This is a genomic window from Pseudoalteromonas sp. NZS127_1 (assembly GCF_015864295.1).
Lineage (GTDB): Bacteria > Pseudomonadota > Gammaproteobacteria > Enterobacterales > Alteromonadaceae > Pseudoalteromonas > Pseudoalteromonas arctica.
Window position 1 is genome coordinate 98032 of record NZ_JADYXO010000008.1, and the last position, 15666, is coordinate 113697.

15 protein-coding genes are annotated in these 15666 nt (G+C 39.3%); 7 read left to right on the forward strand and 8 right to left on the reverse strand.

Annotation, left to right across the window (positions count from 1 at the left end):
• Positions 1–3 precede the first annotated feature (3 nt).
• The 3 genes from I6F50_RS09525 to I6F50_RS09535 form a co-directional block, all read right to left on the reverse strand.
• Positions 4–531, reverse strand: coding sequence for a response regulator transcription factor (locus tag I6F50_RS09525; RefSeq protein WP_197176088.1), 528 nt, complete (start codon positions 529–531; stop codon positions 4–6).
• Positions 528–1769 carry a sensor histidine kinase gene (locus tag I6F50_RS09530; protein ID WP_197176117.1) on the reverse strand — a complete coding sequence of 414 codons (1242 nt, stop codon included), beginning with the start codon at positions 1767–1769 and terminating at the stop codon, positions 528–530. The genes I6F50_RS09525 and I6F50_RS09530 overlap by 4 nt, the downstream gene beginning before the upstream one ends.
• 61 nt (positions 1770–1830) lie before the next feature.
• A complete protein-coding gene (locus tag I6F50_RS09535; protein ID WP_197176089.1) occupies positions 1831–2235 on the reverse strand; it encodes a DUF4440 domain-containing protein in 405 nt (134 codons plus the stop codon).
• Positions 2236–2565: 330 nt separating this feature from the next.
• Between I6F50_RS09535 and I6F50_RS09540 the strand changes: the two genes are divergently transcribed.
• The gene (locus I6F50_RS09540; protein WP_197153068.1) at positions 2566–3645 is read left to right on the forward strand and encodes a ketoacyl-ACP synthase III; all 1080 of its coding nucleotides are present in this window, start codon (positions 2566–2568) and stop codon (positions 3643–3645) included.
• 70 nt (positions 3646–3715) lie between these two features.
• Positions 3716–4102: a VOC family protein gene (locus I6F50_RS09545; RefSeq protein ID WP_197176090.1), complete on the forward strand. Its 387-nt coding sequence runs from the start codon at positions 3716–3718 to the stop codon at positions 4100–4102.
• Between the two features lie 37 nt (positions 4103–4139).
• On the opposite strand, the gene I6F50_RS09550 is transcribed toward I6F50_RS09545, so the two are convergent.
• The gene (locus I6F50_RS09550; protein WP_197176091.1) at positions 4140–5504 is read right to left on the reverse strand and encodes a M17 family metallopeptidase; all 1365 of its coding nucleotides are present in this window, start codon (positions 5502–5504) and stop codon (positions 4140–4142) included.
• Positions 5505–5591: 87 nt separating this feature from the next.
• The gene (locus I6F50_RS09555) at positions 5592–6014 is read right to left on the reverse strand and encodes a hypothetical protein (protein ID WP_007582356.1); all 423 of its coding nucleotides are present in this window, start codon (positions 6012–6014) and stop codon (positions 5592–5594) included.
• 112 nt (positions 6015–6126) lie between these two features.
• Between I6F50_RS09555 and I6F50_RS09560 the strand changes: the two genes are divergently transcribed.
• The 3 genes from I6F50_RS09560 (at position 6127) to I6F50_RS09570 (ending at position 10714) form a co-directional block, all read left to right on the forward strand.
• Positions 6127–6297 (forward strand): oxidoreductase-like domain-containing protein, encoded by a 171-nt coding sequence (locus I6F50_RS09560; RefSeq protein WP_010553991.1) that lies wholly within the window; start codon positions 6127–6129, stop codon positions 6295–6297.
• A 310-nt stretch (positions 6298–6607) separates the two neighbouring features.
• Positions 6608–9190 (forward strand): TonB-dependent siderophore receptor, encoded by a 2583-nt coding sequence (locus I6F50_RS09565; protein WP_010553992.1) that lies wholly within the window; start codon positions 6608–6610, stop codon positions 9188–9190.
• A 90-nt stretch (positions 9191–9280) separates the two neighbouring features.
• Positions 9281–10714 (forward strand): sulfotransferase, encoded by a 1434-nt coding sequence (locus tag I6F50_RS09570; RefSeq protein WP_165728406.1) that lies wholly within the window; start codon positions 9281–9283, stop codon positions 10712–10714.
• 165 nt (positions 10715–10879) lie between these two features.
• On the opposite strand, the gene I6F50_RS09575 is transcribed toward I6F50_RS09570, so the two are convergent.
• Complete coding sequence (locus I6F50_RS09575) at positions 10880–11782, reverse strand: alpha/beta fold hydrolase (RefSeq protein WP_165741399.1); 903 nt, start codon at positions 11780–11782, stop codon at positions 10880–10882.
• Positions 11783–11910: 128 nt separating this feature from the next.
• Between I6F50_RS09575 and rlmF the strand changes: the two genes are divergently transcribed.
• Together rlmF and ltaE are read left to right on the forward strand one after the other, a co-directional pair.
• On the forward strand, positions 11911–12843 hold the full coding sequence (gene rlmF, locus I6F50_RS09580; protein WP_165728408.1) for a 23S rRNA (adenine(1618)-N(6))-methyltransferase RlmF: 933 nt from the start codon (positions 11911–11913) through the stop codon (positions 12841–12843).
• Between the two features lie 40 nt (positions 12844–12883).
• Positions 12884–13888 carry a low-specificity L-threonine aldolase gene (gene ltaE, locus I6F50_RS09585; RefSeq protein ID WP_197176092.1) on the forward strand — a complete coding sequence of 335 codons (1005 nt, stop codon included), beginning with the start codon at positions 12884–12886 and terminating at the stop codon, positions 13886–13888.
• Here the strand turns inward: ltaE and I6F50_RS09590 are convergent.
• Together I6F50_RS09590 and I6F50_RS09595 are read right to left on the reverse strand one after the other, a co-directional pair.
• Positions 13862–14455, reverse strand: a complete 594-nt coding sequence (locus tag I6F50_RS09590) for a thymidine kinase (RefSeq protein ID WP_007582344.1) — start codon at positions 14453–14455, stop codon at positions 13862–13864. The genes ltaE and I6F50_RS09590 overlap by 27 nt on opposite strands.
• 342 nt (positions 14456–14797) lie before the next feature.
• Entirely contained in the window at positions 14798–15640 is an 843-nt protein-coding gene (locus I6F50_RS09595) for an amino acid ABC transporter substrate-binding protein (RefSeq protein ID WP_165740471.1), read from the reverse strand.
• Positions 15641–15666: the final 26 nt, after the last annotated feature.

Genomic DNA, 15666 nt, shown 5'->3' on the forward strand with positions numbered 1-15666 from the left:
ACTTTACTGCTGCACCGGCTTTTTTTGTAGTTTACGCTGTAACGTACGCCTATGCATATTAAGTTGCCTTGCGGTAACCGACACATTGCCATTATTACTGCGTAATACTTGTTGAATATGCTCCCACTCTAAGCGCTCTGGCGACATAACCGCATCATCAATAGCACTGGATGTAGGTGCCACAGGCTCGGTGTTAAGCGCTTTTAATAATGTTGCCATATCAACTGGCTTGGTAAGGTAATCGTTTGCGCCTAAACGCATTGCCTCTACTGCGGTTGCAATACTTGCAAACCCAGTTAGTAAAACAATATGTGCTTGTGCAAGTAAACTACGCAATGGGTTTATGAGTGCAAGCCCATTATCGTCACCGAGTTTCATGTCTAATAAAACAAAGTTAGGTAGCAGTTTACGTGCAGCAAGTAAGGCATCACTTTGGTTATGCGCCACTTCACAAATAAAGCCCTGCTTAGTTAAGCGCCTTGCAAGTGTATTGGCTAAATTAATGTCGTCTTCAATAATAAGTAACTTCATGAGGCGTTATTCTCAGTGTTTACAATAGCGAGTTTCACTTTGGCAACAGCGCCGCCATCTGCATGGTTAAATAAGGTAAGTGAGCCATTTAAACGCTCAAAAGTAACATTTGATAAAAGCACAGCAAGCCCCATTCCTTGATCGCTTGGCATAAGTTGCCCGCCCAGCTCTGCTAATTGCGATGATGAAAAGCCTGGGCCAAAATCACGAATTAACAAGTAAACACATTCACTATGTATGTTATCTTGCTGCCAACTCAGCTCTAATTGAGTTTGGCTTTGATTTTGATTGGCGAGCGCGGCGTTTTGCAATAAATTCAAAATAGCAGGCAATAACATCGCATCACTCAATAGCGTTGCCGCAATAGGTGCCGTAATCCATTTAATGTGCTGATCAGGGTATTGCAGTAAAAGTGTATCTGTAATTTGTGTTTGCAGCTGCTTTACCGTTGTATGCTCTTGCGAATTTTTAAGGCGTAATTGCTCTGAGAGTTTTCTAAAGCTGTTAAGTTGCGTACTGCACTGAGTAAGCGGCGCTTGCATGTGCTTAACAATAGGGTTGTTTGGTTGATCTTCTAATAACTCTTCAAACAGTAACTGTAAGTTTGCAATTGGAGTCGCTAGTTGATGGGTTATTTGTGCAGCAGCGCCATCTAAGGTAACAAGCTGTTCGTTACGTAATTGTTTTTCACGCACATTTGCAATAATACGCTCTCGCTCTTTAAGCGCCCTGTTCATTGCGCCAATAACAAGTGCAATTACACTAGCACTTAAAACAAAATTAACCCACATCCCAATAAAGTGACCACTCATATTCATTTGATGCATACTGTGATCGGGCATCTTTATCAGCAAAAAACTGTATGCAGCAATCGCTAGTACTGCAATATAAGCTAATCCTTTTTCTCGTAGCGTTACAGCAGCTATCATTATCGGGAGCAATAACAGTGATACAAATGCATTAGTTGCACCGCCGCTTAGCGAAAGCAAAACCGTTAAAAATAATACGTCTGCAGTTAGCTGCATCAACATACCTACAGGTTTAGCTTGGCTTACATTACGATAAGCAAACAGGCTAATAAGCTGAAACACAGCCTCAACGGCAATAACAATCAGTAAAGGCAGTAATGCAATTTGATGTTCTAGTAAAAAATAAACGCTAAGCACAGCAATTAATTGCACGGCAATTGCGCCGCTTCGCAGCATTAATAGTCGACTAATAGTAGGGTCGGTACGCATTAACAAGAGGTAATTGCCCAATCAAATGTTTAATAAAGGTATTTTAACGGGTATATGGCTTTTAATCATCATCCATCGAAATTGAAAACGGCGCACAAGGCGTTCCTTGGTGAAACACCATTTGCCATTGCTCGCCTTGTTTACGCCAAAGCGACATACGTAACGAGTAATTAAACTCCGCCCGAGCAGAGCGCCTATAAGCAGCTTGGTAGCTAAGTTGCACTACATCACCACTTAGCATTCGGCCCTTAAAATGCTGATTATAAAACTGTGGCACAACCTCGGTAGGTAAGCGGGTAAGTACTTGGTATTTATTAAATGTAGTGCCGTTGGCTGCAATTTCGATAAATTCATCATCGAGTAAAGCATCTAATGCGCGCTCAGACTGGCGAATTTCTGGGTCTAATAACTGGCGCTCAGCGTCAATCAAATGATTAAACAACGACACTTTTATTTTGCTGCTCATAACCTTCCCTATTGTTTATAAACTGACTTTGTTTTTACAACCTATGACACCATAAAAATAAGCTAACATTTCGACAATACGCTAGTAAAATTAATAATATCTGTTTGCCTGAGAACACTTAATCGGCTACTTTTTATTGTAAGCATCGTTAATAACCCACATATTACTATTGTACTCCTGCTTGTTCTTTTTTAAATCAACTTATATATAATTCTCTTTTAATTATCAGTAATTACAAGCCAAAACACCTATAAACTGGTCTTGAAAGGCAATTTTTGATATAACGTCTTCATTAGTAACACATGTCAGACCACCTTAAGAGAACATACTATGCCTTACGCACATATCACAGGTTGGGGTAAATGCATTCCACCAGCAAGCATTAGCAACGATGAAATTAGTGAAATAGTTGATACCACCGACGAGTGGATAACCTCGCGTACAGGCATTAAATCTCGCCGAGTGAGCCATGTAAGTACCGCCGAGCTGGCAACCGTTGCTGCTAAGCATGCTATTGCGTGCGCAGGCGTTGATCCTAAAGATATTGATTTAGTGATATTAGCAACCTGTACACCTTCTACTGTTGTGGCAAATACCGCCTCACAAGTGCAAAAAAATATTGGTGCAACCGGCGCTGCCGCAATGGATACAAACGCGGCATGTTCGGGCTTTTTATATGCATTGCAAGCCGCTACAGCACAAATTCAAGCGGGTATGATCAAAAAAGCAGTGGTCATTGCCGCTGAGCGTATGACCTGGTACGTAAACTGGGCACGTCGCGATAGCGCTGTTTTATTTGGCGATGGCGCAGGTGCAGTAGTACTTGAAGCGGCAGATACGCCAGCTGGTTTACTAGCAACCAAAACTGGTTGTGACAGTGAAGACCGCGATATTTTACACATCACTAACTTTGGTAGTGATTTAAATAAATATGAGCCAATTGGTCCATCTGATTTATTATTTGAAGGTCGTGAAATTTTCAAACGTGCTGTTAAAGGCATGAGCGAAGCGTGCGACGATGTACTTAAACAAGCCGATTTGAGCCTTGATGACATTAATGTACTCGTTCCACACCAAGCTAACTTACGTATTATTCAGGCTATTCAGCATCGTTTAAAAGTACCTGACGAAAAAGTAATGGTTAACATTGGTGAGTATGGTAATACCTCTGCTGCTACGATTGCTATTGCGTTATGTGAAGCCGTTGAGCAAGGGTTAATTAAACCGCATTCGAACATTATGTCTGCTGCATTTGGTGCAGGCCTTACCTGGGCTGCAAGTTACATAAAATGGGGCGAACGCGTAACGCCTATTAGTGTAAGCGATGCCGCTTTACCGCCATGTAATAAAACCGGTTTAGAACTTGTAGCACCGGCCGTTAAAGCATGTAAAGAAGCACAGCCAAGCTAACACAACATGTAATAAGTCACATATAAAACGCACTTAATTAAGTGCGTTTTTGCTTTTTAAGGAATTAAATTTGAAACTTTTAGGTATTCACCACGCTGCTATTATTTGTAGTGACTATGCACGTTCTAAACACTTTTATAGCAATGTACTTAAACTTAACGTTATTAATGAGCACTTTAGAGCTGATCGTAATTCATATAAGTTAGATTTAGCCATGCCAGATGATAGCCAAATAGAGCTATTTTCGTTTGATGGAGCGCCCGCAAGACCAAGCTATCCCGAAGCACAAGGCTTAAGACATTTAGCTTTTAAGGTAGCGGATGTACAGATTGCAAAAACGTATTTAGAGTCGTGCGAAGTAAACGTTGAGGATATTAGAGTGGATGAAATAACCGGCAAAAAGTTTACCTTTTTTGCCGATCCAGATAACTTGCCACTTGAGCTTTATGAGGTTTAAAACTCATAAGCTCAAGTTCTTACTATTGAATCAAAAACTACTTATTAAAACGATTTTGTAAGTAGTTAAATACAGCACGAATACCTAATGCTTCACCACCCGTTGGACGACCCGGTAATGCACGTAAGTTCCACGCCATTACATCAAAATGTACCCATGGTGTTGTTGGCTCAACAAATTCTTTTAAGTAAAGCGCCGCTGTAATAGCACCACCAAACGGTGTACTTGCACAGTTTGCCATATCGGCTACATCACTTTTTAGTAAGTTTTTGTATTGCTCAAACAACGGAAGTTGCCAAACAGGGTCATGTACACTTAAACCTGCATCAATAATACCATTTGCTACATCGCGCTCTGTTGAGAAAAAGCCCGGAAGCTCAGTACCCAATGCAACACGACATGCGCCAGTAAGGGTGGCAAAATCAATAATTAGCTCAGGATTATCGTTTTGTGCTTCGCTTAATGCATCACACAATACTAAGCGCCCTTCTGCGTCTGTATTATCAATTTCGACCATAATGCCTTTGCGTGTTTTAACAACATCGCCAGGGCGAAATGCATTGCGCGATACTGCATTTTCAACAGCGGGTACAAGCACTCGTAATCTAATTGGTAAGTTAGCGGCCATAATAAGCTGTGCTAGTGCAATAACATGTGCTGCGCCGCCCATGTCTTTTTTCATGTTACGCATGCCAGAGCTTGGTTTTAAATCAAGTCCACCTGAGTCAAAACATACGCCCTTACCTACTAGTGTAATTAATGGAGCATCTGTTGCACCCCATTTTAAATCGAGTAAACGCGGTTTGTTTTCACTTGCACGACCCACCATGTGAATAGTCGGGTAGTTTTGCTCTAGTAACTCATCGCCAATCCACTGTGAAAATTCGCCATTGTAAGTCACAGCTAAATCTTCCATTACTTGCGATAAATGTTGCGGCATCATGTCTACCGCTGGAGTATTAACTAAATCACGTGCAAGTGTAATGGCATCAGCTTGTTGGCTAATACGCTCAAACAACGCTTTATCGCTAATGGCTAATTGCGCTTTTGCTGTTGGTTTTTCTTTATATTCACTAAATTCGTAACCACCAAGCACAAATCCTAAAGCAACTTGCTCTACAAAAGCGCTCTCGCCTTGAATTTGATAAGTACCAGTAGGAAGTGTATTTGCTAAATTACCCGCAGCCCAAAAATCATCGCTACTTTGCATTAAACAAAATACCTGGCTTAACTCGCCCGTTTTAGCATCAGGGATTAAAGCAACACCTTGCTTTTCGAAACCTGTATTAGTTAACCAATTTTGTATAAATGCAGGCTGCTGTGCTTGCCAGTCAGATAATTCGTTTTTAAGAATAAAAGATAAAGGAATACCAGAAGATGTATGACGTAGTAATGCACTCATTAAAAAGCTCATATAATATAAAAATGGTACTTAAGAGCATATCAATAAGCGCACCTAAAAGGTATCGCTAATTTGAAGGGATTTTAGCTACTTTTTTAAGCTATTTTTGGATTCTTGCTTTTGATTTTCTTGATCTATTTTAGCATCAAGTTCTTTAATAGATTTGTTCATATTAAACGAACTTGGCAGTACATCAACTCCCACTAAACTCCCTAATTTAACAACTAAAGGAATTGTAAGCGGGGCAAAAGGTAATACTGCAAACACACCGAGCCCTAACCCTTTTAAAATATCAACAAACTGTTCATTGGCGCGTTTTAACTCCTCTTTACTTGTTTGGCCTTGAGTGTAGCGCCTATAAATAGAGAGCATTTCTTTGGTTTCTTGTTTTTCTTGCGCAAGTGCAATTTTAAGCGCCACCATAGCACGGCGAAAACGCAGCTGTTGGCGTTTTTTACTAATTTTAACTACCCGCCAAGGTGCACGGTGAATAACTTTATATAATCGCATAACTTTTATTTTTACACAGCAGCACGGGTTCACAAAGAATAATTTACTTACAACATCCTTTAACTTATCCTTTGCACCAAATTAGTATTAAATACATACAACAACACTGAATATGACAAACCAACTACCGCAAAAACCTGAAAAACCAAAATCTGATGAATGTTGTGGTGGTGGCAGTTGCTGCCCCTGCGTGTGGGATGAATATAAAGAAAAATTAGCAACTTGGCGATGTGCACAAAACATTGAAAACCCCACCAAAAAGAAACAAATAAATAACATTTAAATACTGATAACGCATTAATTTTCCTCTCAACAACCCTATTTGCACTTATTTAGTTCATTTTAGCTTTACTTTGCACCATTGTTGCATTTTTTCTTAAATTGAATCTTTTTGTTATCAAATGGTTAATTAGTAATTGCCCTTCCCGTTTTTTACCTATAGTCTGTAAATAGGACTTCACAAAAAGTAAGCTTAATTGATTAGGCTTTTGAGCTAAACCCTCAAACTTATGTGAAACAAAAAATTAAGTTAAAAATAAATGATGTGAAATTAGCATCAAAAATAAGAATTATTCTAACTGGGGAAAATTAGAATGAAATTAAAAAATAATGCGCTAAACCAAGCAATCAAATTTGCTTTAGCTACAACCACTGCAGGGTTGTTTTTTTCGGGTTCTGCTATTGCAGCAGACGAGCAACAGCAAACTAAAGTAAATAAAAACGTAGAGAAAATTGCCGTAGTAGGTACGCGCTCAGCTCCACGTTCAATCGGTGACTCACCAGTTCCAATCGATATTATTGGCGGCGAAGAATTAGAAAGATCAGGCAATACCGACATGCTTGAGCTTTTAAAAGGTGCCGTGCCATCTTTTAACGTACATCAAAATCCTATTAGTGATGCGGCCTCTCTTGTTCGCCCAGCTAACTTACGTGGTTTACCATCAGACAGCACATTGGTTCTTTTAAACGGCAAACGTCGTCATCGTGCTTCTGTAATTGCATTTTTAGGCGGTGGTATTAACGATGGCGCGCAAGGCGCAGATATTTCAGTTATTCCAAGCATTGCTATTAAACAAGTAGAAGTACTTCGTGATGGCGCAGCTGCACAATATGGTTCTGATGCAATCGCGGGTGTAATGAACTTCCAACTAAAAGACGCTTCTGAAGGTGGCAAATTAGAAATCCGCCATGGTCAATTTTATGAAGGTGACGGCGATACAACACAAGTGTCGGGTAACGTGGGTTTACCGTTTACCGACAATGGCTTTGCTAATTTAAGCTTTCAATATAAAACAGCTGATGCAACAAGCCGCTCAGTTCAACGTGCCGATGCCGCAGCACTTTCAGCTGCCGGTGTTCCTGATGTATCTTCTCTTGCACAAGTATGGGGCGCACCAGAAGTAAACGACGATATTACAATTTTTGGTAACGTAGGTTTAGAGCTAACAAACGATTCTGAATTTTACATGTTTGGTAATTACTCTGAACGTGATGTACGTGGTGGCTTTTACTACCGTAACCCGCAAACACGTTCTGGCGTTTACTCAAATGATGGTGGCGAAACACTACTTGTTGCAGATTTAACACCTGATATGAGCGCTAACTGTCCTACTATTGCAATAACAGATGGCAACGTATTAGATGATCCTGCTTATATAAATGGTGTAGCGAACAACCCAGATTGTTTTGCCTTTAACGAAACGCTTCCAGGTGGCTTTACACCTAACTTTGGCGGCAACATTACTGATACTTCTTTAACTATTGGTACTAAAGGGCGATTCACTGGTGGTTTCTTAAAAGATACTTACTATGACTTAAGCGGTACTGTGGGTTTAAATGAATCACGTTACTTCATCTATGACACGGTTAATGCTTCTTTAGGTGCGGATACGCCACGTGACTTCAGTCCGGGTAAATATGAACAGCTAGAGAAAAACTTTAACTTTGATTTATCAAAGGGTGTCGACTTTGGTTTAGCTTATGATGTAAACATTGCCGGTGGTTTTGAATGGCATGAAGAAACATTCACTATCATTTCTGGTGATGAAGAATCTTACACAGCAGGCCCTTTAACAGCACAAGGTTTTGGTATTGGCTCTAACGGCTTCCCTGGTTTTAAACCATCACAAGCAGGTGAGTTTTCTCGTCGTAACTATGCAGCGTATGTTGATGTTGAAGCACCCTTTACTGAAGACTTTTTAATGGGCGTAGCGCTTCGCTTTGAAGACTACGACAGCTTTGGTACTACAACTAACTACAAAGTAATGGCTCAATACCATTTAACTGAAGATTTAAATATTCGTGGTTCTGTAAGTAGCGGTTTCCGTGCACCTACAGTTGGTCAAGCTAACGTAAGTAACGTACAAACAAGCTTAGACAGCGGTGTATTACAAGATTCAGCGCTTCTTCCACCAACAAACCCTATTGCAGTGCAATTAGGTGGTACAGAGCTTGAACCAGAAGAATCACAAAGCTATACGCTTGGTGCTGTATACACAATCGGCGAGTTATTTTTAACGCTTGATTACTACAACATTCAAGTAGATGACCGTATTAGCCAATCAGATAAAATCAACTTAAGCCAAGCAGATAAAGATACGCTTACAGCGGCTGGCGTGCCTAATGTACAAGGTCTTGCTCAAGTAAGCTTTTTTACAAATGACTTTGATACAACAACTCAAGGTATCGATTTAGTTGCAAACTATACTGCTGAACTAATGGGCGGTAGCTCTACATTTAGCCTTGCTTATAACTGGAATGATACTGAAGTAACTCAATTTAGTGAGATTACAGGTGCGTTTAAAGTTAAACGCTTAGAAGAAGATTTACCTAACCATCGTGCAACGTTCACATTGTCTCAACAATGGGAATCAGTTTCTGCATTTGCTCGTGCAAACTACTACGGCGAATACCAAGGTGTTCACGTTGATTATGATGCAACAGCTAAAACAGCAGATGCTGCAGTCACTATTGATGCTGAAGTAACTTACTTCTTAAATGAATCAGTTAGCTTCTCTGTAGGCGCTCAAAACTTATTCGACCAAGATGCTGAAAAACTTGATTTTGCAGATGCAACGGGTATCCCTAATAACAACTGGGGTGGTCAGTTCTACGAAACATCTCCGTTTGGTATTAACGGTGGCTTTTACTACGCTAAAGCAACATATACTTTTTAAACTATTTTCATGAAGAACCAAAGGCGAAATGTTAAAGACATTTCGCCTTTTTAATTTTATAGTTAATAAAAATAATAATAATGTCTAACTATGTTACTTAATAAAGCCAACCAATTATTTCAACAAAATAAACTCAAAGAAGCTGAGTTTCATTTTAAAACGCTATTAAATAGTAATCCCGAAAATGGTGAAGCTTTATTTGGCTTAGGCAGAATTGCCCTACGATTAGAGCGTTATGACGCTGCCGTGTACTTACTCCAAAAAGCGTGTGAGCGCATGCCTCATATGCTTGAACCATTACATGCCCTTGCTGATGCATTTAACGGTGTTAATTCGCCAAACGATGCGTTAACGGTGCTCGAATACGCAAAAAAATTAGCAAGTCATAACCCAGAGCCTCATTATTACTTAGCACAGCACTATTTAACACATGGCGAGTTAGATAAAGCCCATACAACCTTTGCTCATGCACTCAGTATTGGGGTATACCCTGTAACAGCTTATATTTTATTTGAACTTGTGCAGTTAGGCCGGTTTGATAAAGAGCATAATTATGTAAGTAATTTGCACCACTTACTAACTCAAACGAGCAATTTACGTTTAAAAATGGTGTGTTACTACGCATTAGCAAACAGTTACGATGCACTTGAAGATACCGAGCAAGCATTTAATTATTTTATATTGGCAAATAAATTACAAAGAAAATTAAGTGAATTTAACACTAAAGATTTAATCCCTTTTTACGATGAAATAATAAAATACAACACCGAGGAATTTATTGCCTCTGCCGATAAAAAATTTACAGGTAATATTACACCTGTATTTATTATTGGTATGCCTCGTAGTGGCTCTACCCTTTTGGAGCAAATGTTGGCAAGCCATAGTCAGTTTTCGAGCCTAGGAGAAAGTACGAGTATTAGTAATAACGCGGTTGCTTTTATCGAGCAAAAAACGGGAGTTGCTTACCCGCAATGTTTAGCGCATTTAACGCCTGACTTAATCAAAAAAGCCCGCGAGCTTTATATCGCAACATTAAAAACAGCATCGCCCATCAGACCTTTTATAATAAATAAACTGCCGAGTAATTATCAGTCGCTCGGACTAATATATATCCTATTTCCAAATGCCAAATTTATAAACTTAAGCCGCAACTTTAATGCTACTGCGTTTTCTATTTTCACTAATTACTTTGCCGAAAACGAGCCTTATTTTTGCTCACTACCTGAGTTTAAGCTTTACCATAGTGTGTATGAAAAACTGATGAGCCATTGGTACTCCTTTAAAAGTATGCCAATTTATGATGTCAGTTACGAAGATTTAGTGAGCAACCCAAAAGAGCAGCTAACGCAGTTACTTGGTTTTTTAAACTGTCATTTTGAACAGCGTTGCTTAGCGTTTTATAAACAAAAAACACCGGTAACCACGTTGAGTAAACATGCTATTCGCCAACCTATTAATAACGCCGCAATCGCTAAGTGGGAGCGTTACAAAACACCGCTTTTAAAGTTACTTGATGAGAATTAATTAGGGCCTGTTTATCTTTCGAGGTTAAATTTGCAGTAGGCTGTTTGGTATTTAGGCAAGGCAGAGCCTATGTAGTGTGGTTGTTCCCCATAAATAGGCGATAACGTAGCATAAAGACCAAACATGCGCTGCCTTTTGGGTTCAACCCTGAAAGGTCAACAGGTCCTACAGATGTGCTTTAAACCAATTAAGTAAATCTTTAAATTGATCATCACGCGCACTTGGGTGGGTAAGCATATTAATATGATCGTAATCAAAATTATGCCCGTGTTTACGACCGTAAATTCGCATTTGTTGAATGCCAGGCCCTGATTCGTCCATAAACTTTTGAATATCGATTGGTTGCGCTAATGCTTTATCTTTTACCGCAGCAATATGAAGCGTTGGCGGTAAATGCAGGTTGTTTAGAGCTTTTGCATAATCAAAATTATCATCAGAATCTATCCATGGCTTCTTTTTAGCCCATTGCATACTTTGATAATGCGACTTTTGAGTTTCGTTATCGCTTCCCCACTTATAACCTTTAGCATTTAAATAGCCGTGTTTTTTAGCAAGTAAAGGTGCCATAAAATACCAAATTAAATTGGCTTGTAATAATTTTTGAGGATGGTTATTAAATAAAGAACGCTTAGAGCCAAAATACACACACGCTTTTACATCATTAATATACTCTGGAAAACGTGCAAACGCGCTGTTCATCAATACCCCGCCCCAAGAGTGAGCGACCCAGTAGTCAGGCTTCTTGCCTTCAATCAACTCTATTTGCTTAATAAAGGTAGGGATGTCTTCTAGGATAGACTCAGTTTGTCCATATTCGGACTCGCTCGAAATAATTGGCTTACTATCACCTCGTCCACGTAAATCAGCCACATAGCATCGGTACCCATGCTCAGCCAAAAAAGGGGCAAGCCCTTTATTAGAATGGGTGTAAAAAATTTTACCGTTTTCTACAGCTCCATGCATAAAAAATACGACAGGCCCTTGCTGATTATCATCGCTGATTCGACGTAAATGAAGTGTTTGGTGAGCGTCTAAATTGATAATTATTGATTGCTGAGAAATCGCCACAGTTATTCCTTTTTATTATTTTCAACTCATCCTACCAGCAATATTAAATATACCAAAGGAAATGTCTGCACTTTACTCATCAGCATTTGTTACAATCACCACATCATATCTGTTGTTAAAATGAAGCCATGAAAGAAAATAAAGCACGTTCAAAATTACACCCTCGTAACCTACATAAAAATGGGTACGACTTCGATTTATTAACAACAGAGCACCCTGCTCTACTGCCTTTTGTTATAACCACACCTGCAGGTACTAAAAGTATTGATTTTAGTGATAACAAAGCCGTTAAAACACTCAATCAAGCTCTTTTAAAAGCACATTATAATATTGATTTTTGGGATATTCCTGAGCACAATTTATGTCCACCTATACCTGGGCGTGTTGACTACATTCATTACTTAGCTGACTTATTAAGTGATGATAATCAACAACAAATACCTTTAGGTAAGCAAATTAAAGTGCTTGATATTGGCACTGGCGCTAACTTAGTTTATCCGCTTACTGGTACAAGTGAATATAAGTGGCATTTTACAGGGACTGATATTGATGCAGCTTCGGTAAAAATAGCAAAGCAAATTGCTCAGTTTAATAGTTTAAAAATAACCCTAAAACAACAAAAAAACGCATCACATATTTTTAAAGGCGTTGTAAATCAAAAAGATTTATACCATTTAACGCTCTGCAACCCTCCGTTTCATGCAAGTGAAGAAGAGGCAAGTAAAGGCAGTGAACGTAAATGGAAAAACCTAGGAAAAACACCCAGTAGCACGCTTAATTTTGGTGGTCATAATAATGAATTATGGTGTGAAGGCGGTGAAGTACAGTTTATCTCTAACATGATTAAAGAGAGCGAAGACTTTGCAGAGCAAGTACTGTGGTTTACGTCGTTAGTCTCTAAAAAAGATAATATTGCAGCCCTTGAAGAAGTATTAAAAGCCCACCCAATAGCACAATATAAAATAGTTGATATGGCACAAGGTCAAAAAATTAGCCGCTTTATTGCATGGAGCTACTTTGATAAAGAAACTCGTGAACAAATTTGTAGCGAGCTGGCTTAGTACCAATTTTATTAAAAACAATAAAAAGGATAAGGCAATCATGATAGATTTTCGCTCTGATACAGTTACAAAACCAACAAAAGAAATGCGCGATATTATGTACAGCGCACCGGTTGGTGACGATGTATACGGTGATGATGAAAGCGTTAACCAGCTAGAAGCTTATGCGTATGAGCGTTTTAACTTTGAAGCTGCTCTTTATTGTAGCTCAGGTACACAAGCCAACTTACTTGCAATAATGGCGCATTGTGAGCGAGGTGACGAATACATATGTGGCCAAAATGCTCACAATTATAAGTTTGAGGGCGGCGGCGCAGCTGTTTTAGGGTCTGTGCAACCACAGCCTATTGAAAATGAAGCCGATGGTAGCATCCCCTTCAGTAAAATAGCTGCAGCAATAAAACCAGACGATTGCCATTTTGCAAACACGCGATTACTTAGCTTAGAAAATACCATAGGCGGAAAAGTGCTCCCGCTTGAGTACTTAGCCCAAGCTCGTGACTTTGTTAATACGCATAATTTAGCGCTGCACTTAGACGGCGCACGTGCTTTTAATGCCGCTGTTGAGCTAAATATTGATATCACTGAAATCACAAAGCACTTTGACTCAATTTCTATTTGTTTATCTAAAGGTTTGGGGGCGCCCGTAGGCTCTTTATTATTAGGCTCACCAGCACTTATTAATAAAGCAAGACGATGGAGAAAAGTACTTGGTGGCGGTATGCGCCAAGCCGGAATGCTTGCAGCTGCCGGGCAGTTTGCACTTGAGCACAATGTAGAGCGCTTAAAAGACGATCATGCAAATGCACGTTATTTGGCTCAACAATTAAGTGAAATCAGTGGCTTTACTGTAGATATGAGTAACACCACTAATATGGTTTACGCAACATACACTAGCAGTATAAACATTGAAGAGATTGCTGAGGCACTTAAACAACAAGGTATACTATTTAGCCCAAGCAAGCAGCTTAGGCTAGTGACGCATTTAGATATTACGCGCGAAGATATTGATACATTTTTAAATGCTTTGTCGGCCCATATTTAACGCGGCTTTATAATGTTTGCGGCATACCGAAACGTATCGGTCATTGCCGCCAATTTCTACTTGGTTACCATCGGCTATTGCTTCACCATTTTCATCGGTACGCAGTACATGGTTTGCTTTACGTCCACAGTGGCATACAGTTTTAAGCTCAACTAACTTATCAGCCCACGCAAGCAAATATTGCGACCCTATAAATAGCTCGCCTCTAAAGTCGTTACGCAAGCCATAACACAATACCGGTATACCTAATTCATCAACCACATCGGTTAATTGCATTACTTGTTCTTTTGATAAAAATTGGCACTCGTCAACTAATACACAATGGCGTTTTTTATCATTGTTGAGTGATTGAATAAGATCAAAAACATCTTTGCTAGCATCAAATACATGCGCATCTGCTTGCAAGCCAATACGAGACGATACTTTACCCACGCCTTGTCTATCATCAATGGCAGCAGTAAGGATCACAGGTTCCATGCCACGTTCTTTATAATTAAATGCAGATTGTAATAACGTGGTTGATTTACCTGCATTCATTGCAGAGTAGTAAAAGTATAATTGAGCCATTGCAGTGCCATTTTATAAAAAGTGCGCTTATGCTACCTTAATATTAAATTAATACCAATTTACAAACGCGAATTTAACGAGGTTATTAGGGCCTGCTGACCTTTCAGGATTAAAATTTGTTCAACCTAGGGGCTATTTAATCGCGGCGTGAGGTTTGTAACCTAGCGGGCTAAGTAAAAACCGAGCAAAGCTTCCGCGTCCTGCTCACGCCCCTTACCTACATCCATGTAGGCAACAAAGAGTAAATTGCCCCTAGGCAGAACCCTTCGGGCAGCGCATGTTTGGCATTTATGCTGCGTTATCGCCTATTTATGGGGAATAACCACATATATAGGCTCTGCCTTACCTAAATACCAAACAGTCTGCTGCAAATTCAACCTCGAAAGATAAACAGGCCCTAAGTGTTTGTAAATATTTAATATAGATAGGTGCACTTTCAAATTTTGATAACCACTGCCACATTTGCAAGCTTAGAGCGTTATTTTCTTCGTAGAATTGTTTTGAAAAAATAAGATAACCATGGCTTGTTTCGTACGGTGGGTAAATCGGTTTAACGTTATTACCTTTATACGGATAACTCGACACTTTTAAACCATCAACTTGGCATATATCAACGCTCGCCTGCACCACGCCCTTATCTAGCAACTCAAAAGCTTTGCTTTTAGAAAACGTATTATGAATAAAAAATGGTTCTTCTTTCAACGCGCTATTTAGTCCATAGCCATTAGGAATAGCTATCGTAAATGCTTTATTTTGAAATACTTCGCGAGTCTCCCATTCTTTATGAAATTTATAACGCCCTATAAGGCAGCTACTAAATTCACTTACTGCATAGTCATCTTGTAACTTACCTTGCTGATCAACAGGGTAAACAGCAAGGTTTTCTCGTCCTTTGCGGTAACTGGCAATAACAGCATTAACTCGATTAAATTCTAAATCGCTTAAGCATCTACGCCATGGTTTTCTAACAAACTTAATCTCAACACCATCAATCGCTTTATCTAATAAACTTAAAACCTCAACTGAGGCATCAGGTTGATCAATAGGTATAGCCTTATCAACACCTAAAAATAGTGGTGCTGCATTTTTATCTTCATAACAAAAAAGTAATTCTTTGGCCGTAACTCCATCGCAAAAAACAATACACTTCAAAACAAAAATATAAAGTAACGTTCTAATTTTCATAGTGATTTTTATTTATAAACTAAATC

Bases quoted from the DNA above. Each gene is read 5' to 3' on its own strand.
- I6F50_RS09525 (WP_197176088.1), bottom strand. From the start codon at position 531: ATGAAGTTACTTATTATTGAAGACGACATTAATTTAGCCAATACACTT.
- I6F50_RS09530 (WP_197176117.1), bottom strand. From the start codon at position 1,769: ATGCGTACCGACCCTACTATTAGTCGACTATTAATGCTGCGAAGCGGC.
- I6F50_RS09535 (WP_197176089.1), bottom strand. From the start codon at position 2,235: ATGAGCAGCAAAATAAAAGTGTCGTTGTTTAATCATTTGATTGACGCT.
- I6F50_RS09540 (WP_197153068.1), top strand. From the start codon at position 2,566: ATGCCTTACGCACATATCACAGGTTGGGGTAAATGCATTCCACCAGCA.
- I6F50_RS09550 (WP_197176091.1), bottom strand. From the start codon at position 5,504: ATGAGTGCATTACTACGTCATACATCTTCTGGTATTCCTTTATCTTTT.
- I6F50_RS09555 (WP_007582356.1), bottom strand. From the start codon at position 6,014: ATGCGATTATATAAAGTTATTCACCGTGCACCTTGGCGGGTAGTTAAA.
- I6F50_RS09560 (WP_010553991.1), top strand. From the start codon at position 6,127: ATGACAAACCAACTACCGCAAAAACCTGAAAAACCAAAATCTGATGAA.
- I6F50_RS09565 (WP_010553992.1), top strand. From the start codon at position 6,608: ATGAAATTAAAAAATAATGCGCTAAACCAAGCAATCAAATTTGCTTTA.
- I6F50_RS09570 (WP_165728406.1), top strand. From the start codon at position 9,281: ATGTTACTTAATAAAGCCAACCAATTATTTCAACAAAATAAACTCAAA.
- rlmF (WP_165728408.1), top strand. From the start codon at position 11,911: ATGAAAGAAAATAAAGCACGTTCAAAATTACACCCTCGTAACCTACAT.
- ltaE (WP_197176092.1), top strand. From the start codon at position 12,884: ATGATAGATTTTCGCTCTGATACAGTTACAAAACCAACAAAAGAAATG.
- I6F50_RS09590 (WP_007582344.1), bottom strand. From the start codon at position 14,455: ATGGCTCAATTATACTTTTACTACTCTGCAATGAATGCAGGTAAATCA.
- I6F50_RS09595 (WP_165740471.1), bottom strand. From the start codon at position 15,640: ATGAAAATTAGAACGTTACTTTATATTTTTGTTTTGAAGTGTATTGTT.